This window comes from Ruminococcus sp. (assembly GCF_024691275.1).
GTDB lineage: Bacteria > Bacillota > Clostridia > Oscillospirales > Ruminococcaceae > Ruminococcus.
On sequence record NZ_JAILNU010000095.1, the window covers coordinates 1 to 21,673 of the forward strand.

Annotated in this window: 15 protein-coding genes; 5 read left to right on the top strand and 10 right to left on the bottom strand. The window is 48.5% G+C overall.

Features of this window, described 5'->3' with window-relative positions; genetic code table 11:
• The 4 genes from K6G33_RS11520 to K6G33_RS11535 form a co-directional block, all read left to right on the top strand.
• A partial coding sequence (locus K6G33_RS11520) for an EF-Tu/IF-2/RF-3 family GTPase (protein WP_367270503.1) occupies nt 1–438 on the top strand: 438 nt, incomplete at its 5' end.
• A gap of 109 nt (nt 439–547) precedes the next feature.
• Nucleotides 548–1,459: an ATP-binding cassette domain-containing protein gene (locus K6G33_RS11525; RefSeq protein ID WP_296779612.1), complete on the top strand. Its 912-nt coding sequence runs from the start codon at nt 548–550 to the stop codon at nt 1,457–1,459.
• A complete protein-coding gene (locus tag K6G33_RS11530) occupies nt 1,452–2,204 on the top strand; it encodes an ABC transporter permease (protein WP_296779614.1) in 753 nt (250 codons plus the stop codon). Before K6G33_RS11525 ends, K6G33_RS11530 begins: the two co-directional genes overlap by 8 nt.
• Nucleotides 2,205–2,386: 182 nt before the next feature.
• The gene (locus K6G33_RS11535) at nt 2,387–4,948 is read left to right on the top strand and encodes a carbohydrate-binding protein (RefSeq protein WP_296779615.1); all 2,562 of its coding nucleotides are present in this window, start codon (nt 2,387–2,389) and stop codon (nt 4,946–4,948) included.
• A 70-nt stretch (nt 4,949–5,018) separates the two neighbouring features.
• Here the strand turns inward: K6G33_RS11535 and asnB are convergent, their stop codons facing one another.
• The 4 genes from asnB to K6G33_RS11555 all read right to left on the bottom strand — a co-directional run bounded on the left by asnB (nt 5,019) and on the right by K6G33_RS11555 (nt 9,732).
• On the bottom strand, nt 5,019–6,836 hold the full coding sequence (asnB, locus tag K6G33_RS11540; RefSeq protein WP_296779616.1) for an asparagine synthase (glutamine-hydrolyzing): 1,818 nt from the start codon (nt 6,834–6,836) through the stop codon (nt 5,019–5,021).
• Nucleotides 6,837–6,999: 163 nt separating this feature from the next.
• Nucleotides 7,000–7,743, bottom strand: coding sequence for a pyruvate formate-lyase-activating protein (gene pflA / locus K6G33_RS11545; RefSeq protein WP_296779617.1), 744 nt, complete (start codon nt 7,741–7,743; stop codon nt 7,000–7,002).
• Nucleotides 7,740–9,065: a CCA tRNA nucleotidyltransferase gene (locus K6G33_RS11550; RefSeq protein ID WP_296779619.1), complete on the bottom strand. Its 1,326-nt coding sequence runs from the start codon at nt 9,063–9,065 to the stop codon at nt 7,740–7,742. The genes pflA and K6G33_RS11550 overlap by 4 nt, the downstream gene beginning before the upstream one ends.
• 124 nt (nt 9,066–9,189) lie before the next feature.
• Nucleotides 9,190–9,732 carry a glutathione peroxidase gene (locus K6G33_RS11555; RefSeq protein ID WP_296779621.1) on the bottom strand — a complete coding sequence of 181 codons (543 nt, stop codon included), beginning with the start codon at nt 9,730–9,732 and terminating at the stop codon, nt 9,190–9,192.
• Between the two features lie 342 nt (nt 9,733–10,074).
• Here K6G33_RS11555 and K6G33_RS11560 point away from each other — a divergent pair, with 342 nt between their 5' ends.
• The gene (locus K6G33_RS11560; RefSeq protein WP_296779623.1) at nt 10,075–13,302 is read left to right on the top strand and encodes a carbohydrate-binding domain-containing protein; all 3,228 of its coding nucleotides are present in this window, start codon (nt 10,075–10,077) and stop codon (nt 13,300–13,302) included.
• 271 nt (nt 13,303–13,573) lie between these two features.
• On the opposite strand, the gene K6G33_RS11565 is transcribed toward K6G33_RS11560, so the two are convergent.
• From K6G33_RS11565 to K6G33_RS11590, 6 genes are all read right to left on the bottom strand, one after another.
• On the bottom strand, nt 13,574–15,589 hold the full coding sequence (locus K6G33_RS11565) for a protein kinase (protein ID WP_296779625.1): 2,016 nt from the start codon (nt 15,587–15,589) through the stop codon (nt 13,574–13,576).
• A 231-nt stretch (nt 15,590–15,820) separates the two neighbouring features.
• Nucleotides 15,821–18,184: a hypothetical protein gene (locus tag K6G33_RS11570; protein WP_296779627.1), complete on the bottom strand. Its 2,364-nt coding sequence runs from the start codon at nt 18,182–18,184 to the stop codon at nt 15,821–15,823.
• A 47-nt stretch (nt 18,185–18,231) separates the two neighbouring features.
• Nucleotides 18,232–19,479, bottom strand: coding sequence for a glutamate-5-semialdehyde dehydrogenase (locus K6G33_RS11575; RefSeq protein ID WP_296779629.1), 1,248 nt, complete (start codon nt 19,477–19,479; stop codon nt 18,232–18,234).
• A gap of 27 nt (nt 19,480–19,506) precedes the next feature.
• Nucleotides 19,507–20,298, bottom strand: a complete 792-nt coding sequence (gene proB, locus K6G33_RS11580; RefSeq protein ID WP_173450150.1) for a glutamate 5-kinase — start codon at nt 20,296–20,298, stop codon at nt 19,507–19,509.
• Nucleotides 20,299–20,312: 14 nt separating this feature from the next.
• Entirely contained in the window at nt 20,313–21,263 is a 951-nt protein-coding gene (locus tag K6G33_RS11585) for a D-2-hydroxyacid dehydrogenase (protein WP_296779631.1), read from the bottom strand.
• A gap of 3 nt (nt 21,264–21,266) precedes the next feature.
• Nucleotides 21,267–21,602, bottom strand: a complete 336-nt coding sequence (locus K6G33_RS11590) for a hypothetical protein (RefSeq protein WP_296779633.1) — start codon at nt 21,600–21,602, stop codon at nt 21,267–21,269.
• Nucleotides 21,603–21,673: the final 71 nt, after the last annotated feature.

Consider the following 21,673-nt stretch of genomic DNA (forward strand, 5'->3'; position numbering starts at 1 on the left):
GAGAAGCTCAACACAGTTGTTACAGGTCTTGAAATGTTCAGAAAGACTCTTGACTTCTGTGAGGCTGGTGATAACGTTGGTGCTCTTCTCCGTGGTATCACAAGAGATCAGGTTGAGCGTGGACAGGTTCTTTGTAAGCCAGGCTCAATTCACCCACACACAAAGTTCAGCGGTCAGGTTTACGTACTGAAGAAGGAAGAGGGCGGCCGTCATACTCCATTCTTCAACAACTACAGACCTCAGTTCTACTTCAGAACAACTGACGTTACTGGTGTTGTTACACTTCCTGCTGACAAGGAAATGTGCATGCCTGGTGATAACGTAGCTATGGACGTTGAGCTCATCACTCCTATCGCTATCGAAGAAGGACTCCGTTTCGCTATCCGTGAGGGTGGTAGAACAGTTGGTTCAGGCGTTGTTACAAAGATCAACGAATAATTTCGTAATCATATTATAATAACGACTTTAGGCGGTCGTGCCTTGTGCATGACCGCCTTTTTATACGATTATACATTGTTATAAAATATACAAATCAGGAAGTGAAATAATGGACTATATTCTGCAAACGCAGCATCTTCGCAAGACCTATGGAAAATTTGTTGCTCTTGACGATCTGACACTGAATATTCCAAAGGGCGCTATCTACGGTATGGTCGGCAGAAACGGTGCGGGCAAGACTACTCTTATCCGTGTCATTACAGGACTGAATTCGCCAACCAAGGGTGAGTATTCGCTTTTCGGAGTAAAGCACACTGACGCTAAAATTCTTGAAGTTCGCAGAAAAACAGGAGCTGTTGTTGAGACACCTTCTCTTCATCCCGATATGACAGCTAGAGATAACCTTATTCAGCAGACTCTTGCTCTCGGTATCCCGAAGGACAATATCGACAATATCCTCAAGCTTGTGGGACTGGCTAATACAGGCAAGAAAAAGGCGAAAAACTTCTCGCTTGGTATGCGCCAGAGACTGGGCGTCGCGTTCTCCCTTGTGGGCGACCCCGAATTTCTCGTGCTTGATGAGCCGATAAATGGTCTTGATCCGCAGGGTATCATGGAAGTCCGCGAAATGATACTCCGTCTTAACAGGGAAAAGGGCATAACTATACTTATCTCCAGCCATATCCTCGATGAATTGTCGCGTCTGGCTACACATTACGGATTTGTGGAACGCGGCAGAGTTATCAAGGAAATGAGCGCTGAGGAGCTTGAGATCGCCTGCCGTACAGCCGTTCATGTCAACGTAAATGATACAAATATTCTCGCTGAAGTCCTCAGAGGTATGGGACTTGAGCACAGGATCTATTCGCCAAATGAAGCCGATATCTTCTCACCTGTGCAGGTAACTCCGCTCGTTCTTGCACTGAATGAGAAAAACTGCTTTGTTAATTCCATGACCGAGCGCCACGAAAGCCTCGAAAGCTACTTCATGGGACTTGTAGGAGGTGTTCGCAATGTCTAAGCTTCTTGCTGAGGGATTAAGAAGGCTTTTTAAGGGCAAAAGATTATATGTAGTTATGATCGTTTTTGCCTGCCTCGTTGCATTTATCCCGATATTACTCAGTATTATTGCTCATGCAAGCGACGAAACAGGCCACGCAGATGAGTTTTTATTCGTTCTCGCAGGTCAGATACCAACATTTGTATCTATAGTTGCAGGTATGATGATATGTCAGGATTTCAAAAACAATACTATAAGAAACAAGATCATAATCGGACATTCAAGGACTAATATCTATCTGACAAACCTCATTGTTTCACTTATAGTTATGTTGATTTTCTTCATTATAAATATCGTTGTTATGGTAGTTGTAGGCGGCATACTTATGCCGTTTAAAGTCTTCCCGTGCGTTGGAATATTCAAGAAAATGCTCCTTATACTTGCGATAGAGACAGCTTTCACATCAACTATCGTGTTCATATGTAATTCTATGAAGAGTACAGGCGGTTTTGTGCTTGCTCTTTGTATGCATTATATCCTGACCACAATTGAGCCGTTTCTGAACTTCATTCCATATAAGCACCGCAAAATACGGGAATTTATAATGGAAATCGTACCAAGCTTCCAGGTAACACTGGTAGTTTACAATTCGCCTGTTGATGGTCTTCCTTCAAAATGGCTGATAATGCTTATTTCATGTGTTGTTATAACAGTTGTAACTACTGTTCTGGGTATCGCATCATTCAATAAGTCTGATCTTAAATGATCCAAAAAGCTTCCTTCGGGAAGCTTTTTTTGTCCTCGTTATGTCATATTATGTATCAAAAAACAAATATCCTCAGTAAAAAAGTACTATTTTTCATTGCAATTATCAGGCAATTCATGTATAATATCAATATAGAATTGTTCGTATCTTGTCTTAGGACGATTTGACAGGAGGGTATTAAAATGAAAAACAACTTAAAAAGAACTGCGGCGGCGGTCACTGCTCTGGCAGCAGTTTTTGCAGGCACATATGGTGGAGTTCCTGTGGTCAAGCCTGCTATGAAGGCTTCGGCAGCGGGCGGACTTGTGGCGTTCCCGGGAGCTGTCGGCGGCGGTAAATACGCTACAGGCGGACGAGGAGGAGAGGTCTACCACGTTACCAACCTCAACGACAGCGGCGAGGGCTCTTTCCGCGATGCAGTAAGCAAGTCGGGACGCATTGTCGTTTTCGATGTAAGCGGAACTATCGAGCTGAAGGGCAATATCCTGTGTTCGAGCAATGTCACCATAGCTGGTCAGACTGCTCCCGGAGGCTCGGGAATCACGCTCAAAAACTACAAAATGGGTATGTCGGGAGATAATATCATCTGCCGTTACATAAGTTCACGTCCCGGCCCCTATGCTTCCACAAGCTCTGGCAACGACGCATGGGGCGGCGCAAAGGGCACAAATTCGATTATCGACCACTGCTCAATGGGCTGGACTACCGATGAACAGTGGGGACTTTACTCAAATAATACCAACTACACCGTGCAGTACTCCGTAATAGGTCCTGCGGACTCGTGGGGCGGTCACAAGAAGGGACTTCACGGCTTCGGTATCATGCTGGGAAAGGGCGACCTGACTTTCGACCACAACCTTATCATACACAATGTTTCCCGTAACTTCCGCGGCAAGATACCTGACCAGTACACGGCAGACTTCACTAATAATATCATCTACGACTGGGGCTACCAGACTGCTTACGGCACTATCGGTCATCTCAATTACGTGAACAATACCCTGAAAGCAGGCAACTCTACCACGGGCGGCTACCACTGGATGTATGTGGACAGCACCACAAAGCCTCAGAACTTCAAGGTGTACTGCTCGGGAAACCGCCTTATCAACAAGGACGGCTCTATGAACGGCATTACGTGGGACAACTGGGCTGGTGTTACCGTCAAGAACGGCATCGGTATATCCAAGAATGATCTCTACAGCTCAACTTCGTTCCCGATAGAACTCTACGGCGAGAATATCTCCACGGCGAATACTGCCGAGAGCGCTGCTGATGCATACGATCATGTTATCAGCTTCGCAGGAAACGGCATTTCGCCCGATAAGCGAACCGCTATCGACAAGCAGTGCGCTAACGAGACTAAAAACGGTACGGGACAGTGCAGCGGTACGGCTGCTTATGATTCTTCCGAAGCTAATCTCAGCAAGTACAATATCAAGTGCGGCGTGACTTATACGTACCCGTCAGCTGTTACCAAGAAGGAGATAACCGACGCTGATAACGACGGTATGGACGATAACTGGGAGCTCGCCCGCGGTCTTGACCCGTCAGACCCCACCGACTACGCAGGAGATTACTGCGGTCAGGGCTATATGAACATCGAGTACTACATCAACGACCTCACTATAGATTCGTTCCCGAAGGGCGTTGTGACCCTTTCACCTGAGGGCGGTAATTTTACGCCTGTTCAGACTGTCTCAGCCTTTGAGACTATCGAGGCGGAAAGCTTCACCAAGGAGAGCGGCATCAGCGCTGAGGAAAATGAGAGCGGTTTCGGAAATATCGGCTATATCGAGAACGGCGACTGGGTAATGTACCGCAAGCTGGATTTCGGAAGCGGTGCTCAGAGCTTCAAGGTGAAAGTTTCGGGAAATGAGGGCGCTATTGAGCTGTATACGGACAGTCTCAACGGTTCGCCTGTTTCAAAGGTCAACTGCGCAGGCACGGGAAGCTTCAGCGAATATGAGGAGATAGAGGTCGGTATTCCAAAGATAACAGGAACTCATGACCTGTATCTGAAGTTTACGGGCGGCGAGGGCTACCTCGTCAACGTGGATAGCTTCGTATTCGGAAAGGACGCAATACCGCTGGGCGGAGAGCTTTTCAAGAATGTTGAGGTGACTTCTCAGGCAAATCCTCTGGTATGGCAGATAAGCAAAAATGCGGCGGTGGATTCGCTGATATTCGGCGACAGAGCGTTCAGGATAGCAGAGCTGAGCACTGAACTCGAAGGCGCTGAAATGCTGCTTACTTCATGCGACGCGAAGGGCACTAAGGGCGAAGCCGCAAGCTTTGCCGCAGGACGTGATATGTCAGTGTATGTGGGTCTGGACAGCCGTGTGGAGAACGTTCCCGAATGGCTGAGCGAGTATACTCTCACGGAAAATGTCTGCAAGTCGGACAACGATGTGACGTTCAAGATGTATAAGCTCGACGTGAAGGCAGGGGAGAAGGTATCTCTCGGCAGCAACGGTCAGACCTATATGTGCGTGAACTATATCGTTATGGGAGTTCCTGTGCAGTCCGTCGAGCCTGTGCGCGTAACGGGTGATATCAATGACGACGGAGCTGTGGGAACTGCCGACCTTGTAATGCTGCAAAAGCATCTTCTCGGCAGGGAGAGCCTCGCTCAGGAGCAGCTTCCCTATGCTGACATCAACGGCGACGGTGCAGTAGATGTATTCGACAGCATCGCGCTCAGAAAGCTGCTCGTTGCAGATCTTGAGCATATTAATGTTGATTGAGTATATTAATAGGGGCGCACACTGTGCGCCCTTAATAATTACTATTCACTAAGCGCAGCATTCACACTGCTCAGACAAGGCGGATATCGAAGCGTTCCAGCCAGTAGTTCAGCTGAATGAAAAAGGCGATAGTCTGGGGCAGATTCATGAGCTGTCCGTACCACTGAACGTGTTCCTCATGCCGCAGAAGCTTTTCCAGCTCCTCGCGCTTTACGAGCTGAGTGAGTTTTTCGCCGCCGTTGTCGAGTATACTGCGGAGCTTTGCGGTGACACCTTCGAGAAATGCAGGATTATGCGTTTTAGGATAGGGACTTTTTTTGCGCCAAAGGACTTTTTCGGGCAGCCATTCCTTCATGGCTTCGCGGAGAAGTCCTTTTTCTCTGCCCATATAGTCCTTGAACTCCCACGGCACGTTGTAAAGGTACTCGGCGATGCGGTAGTCGCAGAAGGGCACACGGACTTCCAGACCGCTGTACATAGACATTCTGTCCTTGCGGTCGAGAAGGGTCTGCATGAACCAGTGGAAGTTGAGTTGTGTCATCTCGCGCATACGGTACTCAAGGGGACTGTCACTGCTGAGCTTCATGGCGTAGTCGGCTGTGTTTCTGTACGCGGAGTAAACATACTCCTCGGCATCTATTGCCGAAGCGTATTCGTCGCAGAGGAAACGCTTGCGGTAGGCAGTGCTCTGCGCCCACGGAAAGCCGTCGGTCATGCGGATATCCTTATCTCTGTACCAAGGGTAGCCGCCAAATATCTCGTCCGCACACTCTCCCGAGAGAGCTACTGTTCCGTAGTTCTTTATCTCGCGGCAGAAAAGCAGCAGCGAAGCGTCAACATCAGCCATGCCGGGAAGTCCTCTTGCTTCTGTGGCTTCGTCAAGAGCTGCGATCAGTTCGGGAGTATCGACTACAGTCCAGTGGTGGTCTGTATCGAGATATTCAGCCATGCAGCGGATATACTCGGGGTCGCTGTCAGGCTGAAAATGGCTCTTTTGGAAGTATTTGTCGTTGTCGCGGTAGTCCACGGAGAAGGTACTCAGTCGCTTGCCCTGCTTTTTCAGCTCCGCAGCTGCTACCGAGGAGATAAGGCTCGAATCCAGACCGCCCGAGAGGAAGGTGCATACAGGTACATCTGAGACAAGCTGCCGCCGTATTGCGTCAAGGACGAGCTCGCGGACGTGTTCCGCGGTCTGTTCAAAGCTTTCGTGGAGTTCACAAGCTTTCAGCCGCCAGTACTCCCATATATCAAGCCCCTTATCGGTATAATATCCGCACCAGCCTGCTTTCAGCTCTTTAACTCCGCGTATAACACCGCAGCCCATAGTGCGTCCGGGAGCCATGAGGAGAAGCTCGGCAGCTCCGTGCTCGTCTATCACATGGGGGATATCGGGGTGTTCGAGGAGTGCAGGCAGCTCCGAGGCGAATATGAGATTATTGCCTGTATCGTAGTAAAACAGCGGTTTTACGCCTATTCGGTCGCGGGCAAGGAAGACGCGGTGCTCCTGCTCGTCATGGACTGCAAAGGCAAAGATACCGTTGAATTTATCGACGCAGGTGCTGCCCCATTTTATGTAGCTTTTCAGGACGACTTCCGTATCGGAATGGGTATCGAAGGCGAACTCCTCGGACAGTTCGCGGCGCAGCTCGTCGGTGTTGTAGAGTTCGCCGTTGTATACTATGGTGTATTTGCCGCAGGTCATGGGTTGTCTGCCGCCGTCGATGTCGATGACAGCAAGGCGTGTGTGGATAAGGGCTGCGTTGCGTGTCAGTTTCATGCCGTGCTGGTCGGGACCTCGGTGAAGCAGTGAACGCTGCATATTTTCATATATTTTCATATTTTCGCGCATATCTTCGGTAAAGCTTATAGCTCCTGCAATTCCGCACATAATACTCCTCCACCGCTTTACAGCATACGGTACGCTGGTTTAGTAATTAGTAAGCAGTGAGTAGTAAGGGCGATTGACCGTTTCTACTTACTACTCTCAATTTTCTACTCACTCACATGATATGAAAAAGGCCCCTGATGTGTGTCAGAGGCCGTGAGAATATTTACTTTTGCTTGTGAAGTCCTGACTTTATGCCTGCGATTATGGTCTCACGGGCTTTAATGGCTTCATCTTTTGTGAGGGGAGGTGTATTTCCGAGAGGATACTCCAGTCCGAGCTCTTCATATTTTGGCTTTGCCATATCATGATAGGGGAGTACATCAAGCGCTTTCAGGTTGCTGAGGTTGGAGAGATACTCGCCAAGAGCGAATAGCTCCTCGTATTGGTCGGTGATGCCGGGGACTACCACATGGCGTATCCATACGGGGATACCGAGATCGCGGATATGCTCTGCAAATGCGAGGATATTGCGGTTGCCTTTGCCTGTAAGCTCCTTGTGGCAGTCATTGTCTATGTGCTTTATGTCGAGCATGACGAGGTCGGTATATTTCAGTACCTCGTCGATCTTTTCGTGGGAATTCGGGTCGTAAACTCCTGCTGATGTGTCAAGGCAGGTATGAACGCCCCTGCTTTTTGCAAGAGCGAACAGCTCCGCGAGAAACTCGGGCTGTGCCAGCGGTTCGCCGCCTGTAGCGGTAATGCCGCCTGTTTTCAGGAACTCCTTATATGAATCGTATTCTTTCATAAGATCCTCGGCAGTTCTTTCAGTACCACCTGCGAAGTCCCATGTATCGGGGTTGTGGCAGTATTTGCACCTGAGAGGACAGCCCTGGAAGAACACTACAAAACGAACTCCTGGACCGTCTACCGTTCCGAAGCTTTCTGTGGAATGGATATGTCCTATCATGTTCTGCACCTCTGTTCTGCGTATCTTAGCAGCTCGTCCCTGTCGTTGCTGACGAGCTCTCCCATGACGAGTTCAAGTAGTTCCTTCTGCGTTTCGCCTATTTCAGCCCCTTTTATACCAAGCTGTACGAGGTCTGAGCCGTTGACGGCAAGACCGCGGATACTTCTGCATTCGTCATTTTCGATGATCTCGTGAGCGGCTTTTATAATACGGTCAAAGTAGATGTTCTCTTTGAGTACGAACTCGTTTTTTGCCGAGTTATCGCACTTTTTCATTTCCATCAGCTCGAAGAACAGCTCATCGCCGAGCTTTGACATCATTCTCTTTGCATCGGATCTGCTGCGCAGTTTCTTGCTGTGATTGGCAATGAGAGCAGCCGTGTCTGTGACAGAGTGGTTGTCGTAGCGCAGCTCCTGCATTATAGCCGTAGTCATCTCCGCACCTACGCGGTCGTGCTGTTTGAAATGACCTCTGCCGTTTTCGTCGATTTTCATGCATGAAGGTTTGCCGATATCGTGGAACAGCAAAGCCCTGCGAAGCAGCAGGTCTTCAGGCGGTGCAGCTGCAATTGCGCGGACGGTGTGCTCCCAGACGGTGTACCTGTGGTATGGTGAGCGCTGGTCAAGTCCGATAGAAGGTTCAAATTCGGGGATAATTGCAGTTATTACATTGCTGTATCCCAGAAGAACGTCAATACAGTTCTTGCCGCATATGAGCTTATCAAGCTCCTCGCGGATACGCTCGCGGGAGATATTTTTCAGGTCATTACGCATACTGTGGACAGCTTCTGCGGTTGCTCCGTCGATGCTGAAACCGAGCTGTGAAGCAAAGCGGACAGCTCTCATGATACGCAGAGCGTCCTCGTTGAAGCGTTTTTCGGGATCTCCGACGCAGCGAATGATACCGTTTTGTATGTCTTCTTTGCCGCCAAAGGGGTCAACGATATTGCCGTGTCTGTTCATAGCGATAGCATTCACGGTGAAATCGCGGCGAGAAAGGTCGGCAATGATATCGTTGGTAAATTCCACATTGTCGGGACGGCGGTGGTCGGTATACTCGCCGTCGATGCGGTAGGTAGTTATCTCGAAGGGCGTACCGCCGCACAGTACAGTCACGGTGCCGTGTTTCAGACCTGTGGGAATGACCTTATAGCTGCTGAAGACCTCCAGTATCTGTTCGGGAAGCGCATTTGTTGTAATGTCTGTGTCGTGGCATTGTCTGCCCATAATCTCGTCGCGGACACAGCCGCCGACCATATAAGCTTCAAAGCCGTGTTTTTCCAGCTCTGACAGTATCGTATCGGTGTTCTTATCAATATTCAAAACAGCTGTCTCCTTTCGGTGTATGCCGTGTTTATGGTTCATAGACTATTATACAACAAATATCGGGATTTGTCCAGTACTCGAAATAGAGAGGGGCTGGCAGAGCCAGCCCGCTTTGTTATTATTACAATGCTTTTTCTATTGCTTCGCGCACTTTTTTCAGAGAAGCTGTCGGCTCGAAGCGTACGAGGAGCTGTCCGTCCCTGCTGATGAGGAATTTTGTGAAGTTCCATTTTATAGCGCTGTTATTTTTGTAGTCCTTGTCCTTTATCTTGAGTATGCCGCTCATTGCCAGTCCTGCGGGACTCATGCCGAAACCCTCGAATTTGCTGTTCTCCGTGAGCCATTTGTAGAGCGGGTCGGCATTTTCGCCGTTGACTTCTATCTTGGAGAACTGCGGGAAAGTGATACCAAAGCGGCCCGTACAGAAGGAATGTATCTCCTCATCGCTTCCCGGAGCCTGCTCGCCAAACTGATTGCAGGGAAAATCAAGAATCTCAAGACCTTTTTCCGAGAACTCGTCATAAATGTCCTGAAGCTCGTCGTACTGAGGTGTGAAGCCGCAGCCTGTTGCAGTATTTACGATGAGCAGCACCTTGCCCTTATATCCTGAGAGAGAAACGTCGCTGCCGTCCTGTGCCTTTACAGAGAGATCATAGATATTCATAATTTTTCCTCCTTATAAATTGGTTTATCCAAATTAGATTGAACTCAATCAGTTTTGTTACTGTTATTATATACTAATTATTTGCTTTTGTCAAGAGTTTTACACGATAATTTATATTTATAACTAATATTAACATTTACAGGCTTGAATTTAAGCAGTTTATATATTATAATAGGTCACAACATGGCAAAATAGTTGTTTTCACACTGTTATCATGCAGATTTTAAACCTTTTTCATATAACTTTAAGACTAATTTAAGGGGGTGGCGATATAATTTAGCCATAGTCAAACAACAGGTGGTTTGAAATTAGCGGGAATATTAAAAAAGGAGAATGATCATTATGAAGAAAACAAGCATTAAAAAGTTTTTTGCGGGACTTTCGGCTGCTTTTGTGGCAGTTTCCGCCCTTCCTGTAACGGTTTCGGCAGCAGAAACTTCTGTATCGCCGATCGTGGGTGATGCAAACTATGACGGTCAGATAGACCTCTCTGACTGCGTTATGATAATGCAGGCTCTGGCAAATCCTAACAAGTACGGTGTAGGCGGCACGGACGAGCACTGTATCACAGAACAGGGCTGGAAGAATGCGGACTGCAACGGCAAGAATGACGGTGTATCGACCGAAGACGCACTGGCTGTTCAGTTGTACCTCCTTGGCAAGGGAACTCTCAGCAGCGGCAAGACTGACGAAGATCCTGTTGCAGAGGCAGTAAAGATTCACCTGAAGGGAACTTCTATCGAGGTCGAGGGCGATAATGCAGCTGTTGAGGGCACAAAGGTCACTATCACACATTCGGGTACATATTATGTGGACGGTACTCTTGACGACGGTCAGATCAACGTAAATATCGCTGATGAAGCTGCTGACCCTGATACCGTAAAGATATTCCTGAATGGCGTGAATATCACGGGTAAGAACGCTCCTGCGATCCTTGTGACAAACGCTAAGAATACATCTATCAATATCGTGGACGGCACTGAGAATACCATCACAGACGGTGATACGGCATATTCGGGCGATCATCTCAAGGCTGCCGTTATCGAAGCAAAGGACGATATGACTATCAAGGGCGGTGAAAAGGGAGACGGAGTTCTTAATATCACCGCTAATACACAGGATGCCGTAGCTTGTAACAACGATATCAAGATCAACGGCGGCAATATCAATATCAAGACCCTTAATTCTACCGATAAGACAGATGCTGTCAAGGCTAAGAAGTCGGTAACTGTCAAAGCCGGAACTCTTACTATCGACTCTGCGGGCGACGGTATCAAGTCAAGCAAGGAAACGGTTGTATTTGAGGGTGGTACAGTTTCGATCAAGGCAGGCAATGACGCTGTACAGGCTGAGACTGCTATTGATATAAGCGGCGGTTATATTGTTGCAGGCGGCGACCGCGGACTTACAGCTGTAACAGGCATCAATATCACAGGCGGTATTGTGTACGCTACAGCTACCGATAATCAGGCAGATGAGAAGATAATGACAGTTTCGCAGTCAACGCTGCTCCTCAACTGCGTAAATGACCCGACCAACGAAAAGGACGGCACATGGAAGAAGTCTAACGCTATCAGCGGCGGCAGCAAGGTAGAGTTCACAAAGAAGTACAAGTATGTGCTCATAAGCGGCGATACAAAGGTAAAGGATATGCGTTCATGCTCACTTGCCAACCTTTCTTCAGGAAAGCTTGTTTCTCATACTGACGGCAAGCAGACCCTGTTCCAGCTCAATCAGGGCATCGCAGTATTCGATAATGTTGACCCTTCAGGCGTTGGTGAGGATACAGTCGTTGATCCTGCAACAGAGGGACTTACTATAACTCTCTCGGATTCAGGCATGATAACAAATGCTTCTTCCGAGGCTAAGGTGGAGAATAACGTATGCACTATTACTCAGCCGGGTACATTCACAGTTACAGGCGAGATGACAGGCGGACAGATAGTTATTGATGTGGACAAGACCAAATATCCCGACGGTGTTGTAGAGCTCAATCTCAGCGGCATGAGCCTTACAAATACCAAGGATTCTCCGATATATGTAGCTTCCATAGCTGACGAGGTAGTGATCGTTGCCAAGAACGGCACAGAGAATACTATCTCCGACGGCACAGGCTACACCAACGCAGATAACGATACGGGAGCTATTTACTCCAAGGACGATATCAAGTTCAAGGGCAAGGGCAAGCTCACGGTCAACGGAAACGCTGCTGACGCTATTGTTGGCAAGGACGATATCAAGATATACAACGGAACTCTCGTTGTAAATGCTGTTGATGACGGTATCCGCGGCAAGGACAGTGTTACTATCGGAAACGCTCCTTCTTCGAGTGATGAGGTAATGGACTATTCTGCGCTGAATGTCTCGGTCAAAACAACATCAGGCGACGGCATCAAGGCAACTTCCACCGATGCTTCCTCTACTGCTAAAGAAGTGGGTATCGTTACCATAAACGGCGGAACTGTCAATATTGATTCTTATGCTGACGGCATACAGGCTGAGCAGACCTTCATAATGAACGGCGGCGATGTTAATGTAAAGACATATGAGGGAAGCTCGTTCACAGGCACAGGAACTACAGGCGGAAATCAAGGCGGCTGGGGCAGACCAGGTCAGGGCGGTCCGGGAGGCTTCGGCATGGACGGAAACTCCAACAAAACAGATATCTCCGCAAAGGGTATCAAGGCTGTAGGTATCTATGATGCAGCAGGTACAACATGGCAGAGCGGCGGCGATATCGTTATCAACGGAGGTACTGTTACCATTGATTCGTCTGATGACTGTATACACTGCGGAGGCAATATGACACTTACAGGCGGTATTTTCAAGCTTGCATCTGCCGATGACGGAGCTCATGCAGACCATACCCTCACTATTGGTACAAAGGGCAGCGATAAGTATGACGATGTTGTCATAACAGTCGAAAAGGCTTACGAGGGCATTGAAGCTCAGAAGATATACCAGAACAGCGGTTCAGTTATCGTGAACTCCACTGACGACGGATACAACGCAGCAGGCGGCAGTGACGGCTCAGGCGGCGGCAATCCGGGTATGCCTTGGGGACAGGGAAGATTCGGCGGCGAAAACAACAGTAATGCTGCTGATTATATCATACAGATAAACGGCGGCTTCTCACTGGTAAACGTTGCTAACGGCGATCATGACGGTTATGACTCCAACGGAAATATCGAGATAAACGGCGGTTATGTAGTATCCAACGGCAATGAACCGTTCGACTGCGGTGACGGCGGAAACTGTTCCATCAAGGTCAACGGAGGCGTATGGGTAAGCAATTGTCCGTCAGGCGGCATGAGCATGGGCGGCAGTGAAATGACAGCTTCTGTAACTGCATCGCAGAATGTTAGCGCAGGTTCAAGGCTTTCACTTGTCGGCAAGGACGGAAAGGTCATAGTATCCTTTATCGTTGACAAGGCAGTAAGCCAGCTCAAGGCAGGCGGCACAAATACTTCGGGAGCTTCCTTCAAGGTTGGCGGAACTCTCAACGGTGCTGAGTATTTCCAGATGATAGACGGAACACAGTCTGCCGGATACGGTGGTACTCTTTCGTGATCAAGTATAAATACCTTTCTTTTAAAGACCGCAGCTTCGGCTGCGGTCTGTTTTATGCAGAAAAAAGTATGTTTTACAAATAACGGGATCCCAAAGGCAGTGCCTCTCTAAGCACGGTGCTTATAAAGAAGTTTTTACGTGAGATGTTGAGGAAACCCCTTTTGAAAAAGATTCGGGGGAAACCTTTCCTCAGAAAGGTTTCCCCCGATAATTCCGTATAAAGTTCCTATATAAGCACAGTGCTTAATGAGAAGCGCTTGCTTTTACATTATTATGTTTCCTGATTCTCTGGTGGTTGATCAGGCGGAGTTGTTGGTTCAGGAGCATTTGTAGTTGGCTCAGGCGGATTTGTAGGTGCTTCTGTAGGAGCCTGAGTTGTAGGTACAGGAGCCTGTGTAGTTGGAACTGCTGTCGTTGTGGGAACTTCTGTAGCAGGAGGCGCTGTCGTGTAATACTGAGAGTTGTTAGGATTAAAGTAGAATACAGTAAGCTTTTTGCCGTCCTTATTGCTGAAGAATGCACCAGGTTCAACGACCTTGCCGTCAACCTGTATCTCAACGATAGATTCCGTGTTGGAGTAAGCACTCTTTGATTCGATGAACTGATAATTGAGCTCGGATATACCAGCCTTTGCGAGGGCGTTCTTGTACTGGTCTACGGTACAGCCCTTATAATCAGGGATGTATGCAGACTCCTTGCCCTTGCTTACCTTGACCTTGATGACCTGACCCTGCGAGATCATTTCGCCTTCCTTGACAGCCTGCTCGAAGATCATATCGGTATCGTATTCGTCATTATATTCGTATTCAGCATCGAGCACGAAATCGCTCTTCCATTTATCCTTTGTAGGCTCGAAGAATCTGCCGATGAGCTTTGGCATTTCGATATTCTTTACAGCTGTAGGCTCGGTATCGTCAATGATATTGTCGCTTACAGTTGTAGGCTGACGCTTTTTCTGTTCGGTCGTGGAACTGTCGTCCTTTGCAGGAGTGAGTATATTTATGAAGACGACCATAAGCACCATAAGTATCGCCAGCGAGAGCAGACCGATTATTATTGGTACTTTTATACGGTCAACGGTATTGACTTTTTCGTAGTTGTAGTCATCATTGCGGCGAGACTTATGTGATACGGGAGCGCTGCGTTCGTGGATAACGTTCTGCGGCTCGGGCTGCTGATACTGCTGCTGGTACTGCGGCTGCTGATACTCAGGCTGTACAGCTGATGCAACATGAGAAGCGGGGGCAGAAGAATAGCTTTCGTCGGGAACATTTTCCTGAAGCAGCATAGTGCCTTCGAGGTTGTTTTCCTCCTCAGCCTCGGAAGGCTGTTCAAAGAGTTTTGTAACGAGCTCGGTGATAGTCTGTATACGGTCTCTGCCGTTGAGGTTCATACCTTCCATGATAACTCTTGAAACGTGGCGCGGAATGCGTGAATCAAGAGAGTGCGGCTCGTGCAGGTCGTCGTGCTTCTGACGGCTTACGGAGTCCACAGGCATACAGCCTGTCAACGCTCTGTAGAGCAGGGCGCTTACGCCGTAAACGTCGGTCCATGAACCCTGACGGCTGCTGCTGTTAGCTGAATACTGTTCGGGAGCGGCATAGCCTTTGAAAAGCTCGTACTCAAGACCCGCATTGGCAGTTCTGACAGCTGATACGCAGAAGCCTGAGAGTTTGAGCTCGCCTTTTTCGGTTATATATACGGTATCAGGGCTGATAGCGCGGTGTATGATACCTGCGTTATGGAGGATACCGATAGTTGTGAAAAGCGGCGGGAATATCTTTGATACCTGTTCCCAGCTCAGTTCTCCGGCATTTTCCTTTAAGTAATCGAGCATTTTAACGCCTTCGATGTACTCAAAGACGGTATATGTAGTGTTGTTCTCGGCAAACATATCGAGAACAGGGGGGATATTTGTGTTATTGCGAAGTCTTGCGAGTGATTTGTTGAGTTCGGTATACTCCGCCATGAAAGCCTTGTACTTGGCAAGGTTATTGTAATTTACACTGATGGTGGGCTTATTTTTTACACGGGTGCAGAGATTGATTGGCATATATTCCCTGATAAGGACTTTTTTGCCGCTGGATATATCTGCTCCGATATAAGTAGCGCCTTCACCGTTATATTCCAGAAGAATACCGCAGAGGTACTTGCTGTGGAGTATAGTACCGGGTGGGACATACATTGGGTTATGATCTGTACCTTCCACATATCCGCATGACGGACATACATGAAGTGTAGAGTCATATTGTTCCATGCATCTGAAGCAAAATTTTTTGTCTCCCAAAGCAGCTCCTCCTCCTAAAGATAGTTAATGCATAAAATAGGCATCATATCTATTTTATCAGTTAAACTGCAAATTGTCAACTGTTTGGAGTGGGATAATCCGAAATCTTTTGAATTTGTATTTTTTTTGTAATTATTTCATGGAGAATTTTGCTTAATTGTAACATTTGGGAAGAATAAAATAGGGTTCGGCATGAGCATGATGCTTATACCGAACCCTCTGAACGGTTTATCAGAGATTTCCGCTGTTTACGGAAATAATTTTCATTGAGCTGAAACGGAAGGTACCGTCTTCCTTCTCAGTGAGCTTGAACTCGACCTGTTTTGCGACAGTTCTATCCATCCACTGAGGGAGCTCGTCGTAATAATCGACAGTGAGAGTATAATCGCTGCCGTTCTTGACGATAGTCTTGATCTCGGGAGCATATGTATGAGTTATAGGCTTTATCTTGACGTTGTATGCTCCGTCGGAATAGTAGAAGCGCGATTCGAGAGGGCCAACAGTTGCGTGTTCAAAGGCAGGGAGGTTCTCGCCGAAAAGCTCTACAGCGTATTTCTCAACGTCAACATCGGGGATAGACACAGTATCGAGAGTAGGCTCGTACTTTGATATCTTGCTGTCGTCCATGATTATCGACCATATAGTAGCGGTGATTATCTGCTCGGAAGTGAGCTGTGACGGATCGCTGAAAGGCTCTATATCCATGATGGCTGCGGGGTATATCATTTGAGTGAAGCTGTCCTTCTTGACCTCGCCTGAGGTAAACCTGTGGAATAGTCCAACGCCCTTGGCGATAGTAGCGATGATGCCGATAACTGCAAATACGGACATAACGATGCCGAGCACGGTATAAAGGCGCTTTTTCTTGTCAGCTCTTGCGACATCGGCAAAGGAATCGGTTTCAACGTGTTCTCTGCGCTGAGCAATGAGCTCGTCGGGGTCTTCATCGAGTATACGGCCGAGGGCAGAAGTTACCTTGCCCTTTGGTTTCTGAGGTTCGGATACAGGCTCGTTCTTTGCTGCATCGTCGGTATTTTCGGCAGGAGAAGTCTCCGGAGCGTTCTCAGGCTCGGCTGCGGCTCCTTCTGCGGGAGCAGCTTCTTCGGTCACGCTGTCATCTTCGGGAAGCTCCTCTGCTTCCTCGATGCTGAATTCCACGGGAGGTGCAATCGCACCCAGCTGAGCGCGGCGCATCTCGATGACCTGCTGCTGTTTATCGGGATCGAGCTCGTCAAAGCGCTCTTTCAGGTCGGGAGTAAGTCCTGCGATTATATCCTCGTCGGAAAGAACAGTTGCCTCAGCAGGAGCGGCTTCTTCCTTTGGAGCATTTATATCGGCGATAGCCTCGGCAGCGTCCTCGCGGATATTTTCGAGCATATCTCCCACGGGATCACTGAAATCGGGAGCTTTTTCGCTCTCCTGATTTATAGCCGCGATAGCAGCGTCGATAAGGTCTGTTGCGGACGGCTCGTCATGAGCTTCAAACAGACCGTCCTCGGGAGCACTTTCAGTCTCGGCAGCGTTCTCAGCTTCGTTCTCGTCCTTGCCCTTGCCCATGAGCTTCTTGAAGAAGCCCATTTTCTTTGGCTTTTCTTCGTCATTCTGAGAATTTGCGAAATGAGCCTCAGCTGCTTTGCTCAGGCCCTCGACAGCTTCGTCAAGAGCCTCTATTGCAGGATCGGTATTATCGGCAGAAGATGAATTGACAATAGTTTCTTCCGTAAATGTGACGGCAGTAGGTTCGCTTGCTGCGGCAGCTTCTTCGGCAAGACGCTTCATTTCGTCTATCTGACGCTGTTTTTCGGCAGCCTCCTGAGCTTTGCGGAGTTCCTCAGCTTCCTGAGCAAGGCGGAGCTGCTCTGCTTCTTCTTCGGCGCGGCGCTGTGCAGCAGCTTCTTCAGCCAGACGCTTTTTCTCGGCAGCAGCCTCTGCGATCCTTCTTGCTCTTTCCTCCTGCTCTTCCCGTAGTCTTTTTTCTTCTTCTATTTTGGCAAGTCTGCGTTGTTCTGCTTCTTCTGCAAGGCGCTGTCTTTCGGCAGCAGCTTCCGCAGCACGTCTTGCTCTTTCAGCGGCTCTTGCTTCTTCGGCAGCAGCCTCTGCTGCTCTCTGAGCCTGTTTTTCTCTTTCTAATTCCTCGCGGCGGAGGGCTTCGTAGTCAGGCAGTTCGCCTGTAATGACGATCTTCTTTTTCTTTGTCGGCTTCGGAAAATCCTCAGTCATGGGGATAGTATCGAATACTCTTGTAGATTCAGCCGAAGCTTCTGTGTGCATTACCTCTGCGATGATATTGGGGACTTCCTCCTCGTCCGACGGATCATCGGATACGGGTTCGGGTATGGGGATATCATGGGGCGGGGGAGCGAATTCCCATACAGCAGGCTGCTCGTCATTTGCCGAGTTGTCGGCGACAGGTTCATCGGCGGATATATGGTTCCTTTCTGCTTCAAGAGCATGGAGCAGATCATCGACCGACATATCGTCGAATTTGCTCTTTCGTGCAGCTCTGGGAGTTGTGTGGCTTCGTGCAGGAGCACTGCTGCCGCTGTTGTCCATAAGGCTGTTGAGCATATCGTCAAGATCTTTTCTAATAGCCATTTCGACCTCCAAAATCAAATGAAAATAGAACTTTTGCTGAGAGTTCCTTATCTTATCTGACCGTTTCCGTTTATCAGATACTTAACTGTAGTAAGTTCGGTAAGACCCATAGGACCTCTTGCATGGAGCTTCTGTGTCGAAATGCCTATTTCTGCGCCGAAACCAAATTCGCCGCCGTCTGTAAAGCGGGTCGAAGCGTTTACGTAGACAGCCGCAGCGTCTACCTGCTTCTGGAACTTCTGAGCATTTTCGAGTGAGCTTGTAACTATGCACTCGGAATGTTTAGTGCTGTATTTTCTGATGTGGGCGATAGCTTCGTCGATGTCGTCCACAACCTTTATAGCGATGATATAGTCATTGAATTCTGTTGCGTACTCTGTCTCGGTAGCCTTTTCAACGGTATCACCGAGTATAGCGATAGTCTTGTCACAGCCGTAGAGCTTTACGTTGTGTGCCTTGAAGCGCTCTGCGATAAGGGGCAGGAACTTGTCGGCGATGTCCTTGTGGACGAGAAGGCTCTCGATAGCGTTGCATACAGAAGGACGCTGAGTTTTTGCGTTGTCGGTTATCTCCACAGCCATATCAAGATCGGCAGAAGCGTCAACGTAAACGTGGCAGTTTCCTGCGCCTGTCTCAATAACAGGAACAGTAGCGTTCTTGACTACAGCCTGAATGAGGTTTGCGCTTCCTCGTGGGATAATAACGTCAACGTAACCGTTCAGACGCATGAGCTCTGTGGTGGTCTCGCGGTCGGTCTTGTCGACTACCTGAATCATATCAGCAGGAAGACCGGCTTCCTCAACAGCCTTTCTCATGATGTTTCCGAGGCAGATATTGGAGTTTATAGCCTCCTTGCCGCCCTTGAGGATAACGACGTTGCCTGTTTTCAGGCAGAGAGCAGCCGCGTCAACAGTAACGTTCGGGCGTGATTCAAAGATGATGCCGATAACACCCAGCGGTACGCGGGTCTTGATTATCTGCAAGCCATTGGGACGGCAGCCGCCGTCGATGACCTCGCCGATAGGGTCTGCGAGGTTGATTATCTCGTCAACTCCCTTAGCGATGCCTTCGATCCGCTTTGCGTCCAGCATAAGTCTGTCCTGCTTTGCCTCTGACATACCGTTAGCCTTAGCGTTGGCGATATCCTTTGCGTTTTCAGCGATTATAAGCTCCCTGTTAGCAATGAGAGCTTTTGATATTGCTGCAAGAGCATTGTTTTTCTGTGAAGTTGAGGCACTTGCCGCAGCAGCCTCAGCAGCCTTGGCTCTTTTGCCCAGTTCCTCTGTATAACTCATATTTACACCTCTTGTATGTGGTCTGTATTATTGTGCCTTGAAAAGCGTACCTATCTCCTTGTCCTCAAAGAGGTCGTAGAGCTTTTCGGGGTCTTTGCCGTTCATGATTATCATGTCTATTCCTGCGTTTGTAGCGATCTTGGCAGCGGTTATCTTCGTGGACATACCGCCTGTGCCGAGACTTGTACCTGCACCGCCTGCCATAGCCTCAATCTCGGGAGTTATCTTCTCGACGAGGGGAATAGGCTTTGCATCAGGATTTGAACGGGGGTCGTCATCGTAGAGAGCGTCGATATCCGAGAGTATCAGCAGCAGGTCTGCACGGGACAGCTCCGCAACGAGAGCTGAAAGGGAATCGTTTTCACCTATTTCAAGCTCCAGCTCGTCGATAGCGATGGTATCGTTCTCATTGACTATAGGAATAACGTCCATGCCCACCAGCTTCTCCACGGTGTTCATGAAGTTCTCGCAGTGATTGGGGTTATTGATAATGGTCTTTGTGAGCAGTATCTGAGCGACCGTAACGCTGTACTTTGCGAACATATCGTCGTATACGTGCATGAGCTCACACTGACCGATAGCGGCTACAGCCTGCTTTGTTTTGGTATCCTTAGGCTTTTCGGGGAGCCCCAGCTTGCCTGCGCCCAGACCTACAGCACCCGAGGATACCATGATTATTTCACGGCCTGAGTTGTGGAGGTCGGATATTACGCGCACAAGGTTGGTCATGCGGCGGATATTCAGCTTGCCTGTCTTATGAGCAAGGGTAGAGGTACCCAGCTTTATGACGATACGCTGTTTTTCGGATATATTTCTCATATTTATAACTTCTTTCAGTTGACTTTGTTTTGCGGTGAACCATTCTGCCAGGCTCTGATATTATCGCAGACGATATTAACGAGGCGCTGGCGTGTTTCAAGTGGAGCCCATGCTGTATGGGGCGTGATGAAGCAGTTCTTCGCACCCTTGAGGGGCGTGTCGGGAGACATCGGCTCTTTCACGAGTACATCAAGGTACGCAGCAGCTATCTTGCCGCTGTTGAGTGCCTGCGCGAGGTCGGATTCATTCACAACGCCGCCGCGTGAGGTATTTATCAGCATAGCCGAGGACTTCATATGTGAGATCAGCTCGCTGTTTACTATGCCTGCGGTCTTGTCCGTAAGAGGGCAGTGGAATGTGAGTACGTCAGCTTTTTCCGCAGCTGTAAACAGATCGGTGACTTCATAAGGGCAGTCTTTGGGCTGAGTTCTTGTGCTGATGACTATATTCATGCCGAAAGCCGAGCCTATCTCAGCGACTTTTCTGCCGATAGAACCGAATCCGACGATGGAAAGAGTCTTTCCAGCCAGTTCATATGTGGGGACAGGGAAGTAGGAGAACGCAGGAGAGCGCTCCCATTCGCCGTTCTTTACAGCGGTATCGTAGTCCCTTACCCGGCTGAAGCGGTCGAGTATGTACGCGAAGGTCTGCTGAGCCACGGAGTTTGTGGAATACTGACCCGCATTGCATACGGCTATGCCTTTCTCAGCGGCGTATTCTATATCCACATTGTTGAAGCCTGTGGCGAAAAGACCTACATATTTTATATTCGGGCAGGCGTCAATTACTTCCTTTGTAATGAGCACCTTATTGCAGAGGACGATATCCGCATCGCCGATATTGGCAGCGGTTTCCTCGGGCTTTGTCAGTGGTATTATCTTTACTTCGCCCAGCTCCTCAAGCTGAGTTGTGGGGATATCACCGCTGATATTGACGGTGTACCAGTCGAGTACAGCTATCTTCAAGGCTCATTCCTCCTTGGAGCTGTTCTGCGGAGCTGCTTCTTCGGTCTTTTTTGGCTTGCACACGATAGATGTTACTATTGCGATGATGATAAGTGCAAGCTCGACCAGTCCGAGTCCGTAGAAGAGGGTCTTGTTGTCAGACACCCACAGTAAGAGTGAAAGTGCGGGAGCAACTGCAAAAATAAGCTGGAATGGCTTTTTCTGAACAGCGAATCTATAGCTGAAAAACAGGAATGATATTATAGCGAGTGCAAGGTGCATTTCAAATGGAAATGGGAATATCGTGGGATTTTCAGCGTCTGATATCTGTAATAAAGCGAGCATATTTGTGAAATTCATATTATCTCCGATCCTCCGCCATTAGAAATAAAGCGGATACATTTAAAAGTATGCAAAAGTCTGCACTTTAC

Excerpts from the sequence above, each read along its gene's own strand:
- K6G33_RS11525 (WP_296779612.1), top strand. The coding sequence starts at position 548 with ATGGACTATATTCTGCAAACGCAGCATCTTCGCAAGACCTATGGAAAA.
- K6G33_RS11530 (WP_296779614.1), top strand. The coding sequence starts at position 1,452 with ATGTCTAAGCTTCTTGCTGAGGGATTAAGAAGGCTTTTTAAGGGCAAA.
- K6G33_RS11535 (WP_296779615.1), top strand. The coding sequence starts at position 2,387 with ATGAAAAACAACTTAAAAAGAACTGCGGCGGCGGTCACTGCTCTGGCA.
- asnB (WP_296779616.1), bottom strand. The coding sequence starts at position 6,836 with ATGTGCGGAATTGCAGGAGCTATAAGCTTTACCGAAGATATGCGCGAA.
- pflA (WP_296779617.1), bottom strand. The coding sequence starts at position 7,743 with ATGATAGGACATATCCATTCCACAGAAAGCTTCGGAACGGTAGACGGT.
- K6G33_RS11555 (WP_296779621.1), bottom strand. The coding sequence starts at position 9,732 with ATGAATATCTATGATCTCTCTGTAAAGGCACAGGACGGCAGCGACGTT.
- K6G33_RS11560 (WP_296779623.1), top strand. The coding sequence starts at position 10,075 with ATGAAGAAAACAAGCATTAAAAAGTTTTTTGCGGGACTTTCGGCTGCT.
- K6G33_RS11570 (WP_296779627.1), bottom strand. The coding sequence starts at position 18,184 with ATGGCTATTAGAAAAGATCTTGACGATATGCTCAACAGCCTTATGGAC.
- K6G33_RS11575 (WP_296779629.1), bottom strand. The coding sequence starts at position 19,479 with ATGAGTTATACAGAGGAACTGGGCAAAAGAGCCAAGGCTGCTGAGGCT.
- proB (WP_173450150.1), bottom strand. The coding sequence starts at position 20,298 with ATGAGAAATATATCCGAAAAACAGCGTATCGTCATAAAGCTGGGTACC.
- K6G33_RS11590 (WP_296779633.1), bottom strand. The coding sequence starts at position 21,602 with ATGAATTTCACAAATATGCTCGCTTTATTACAGATATCAGACGCTGAA.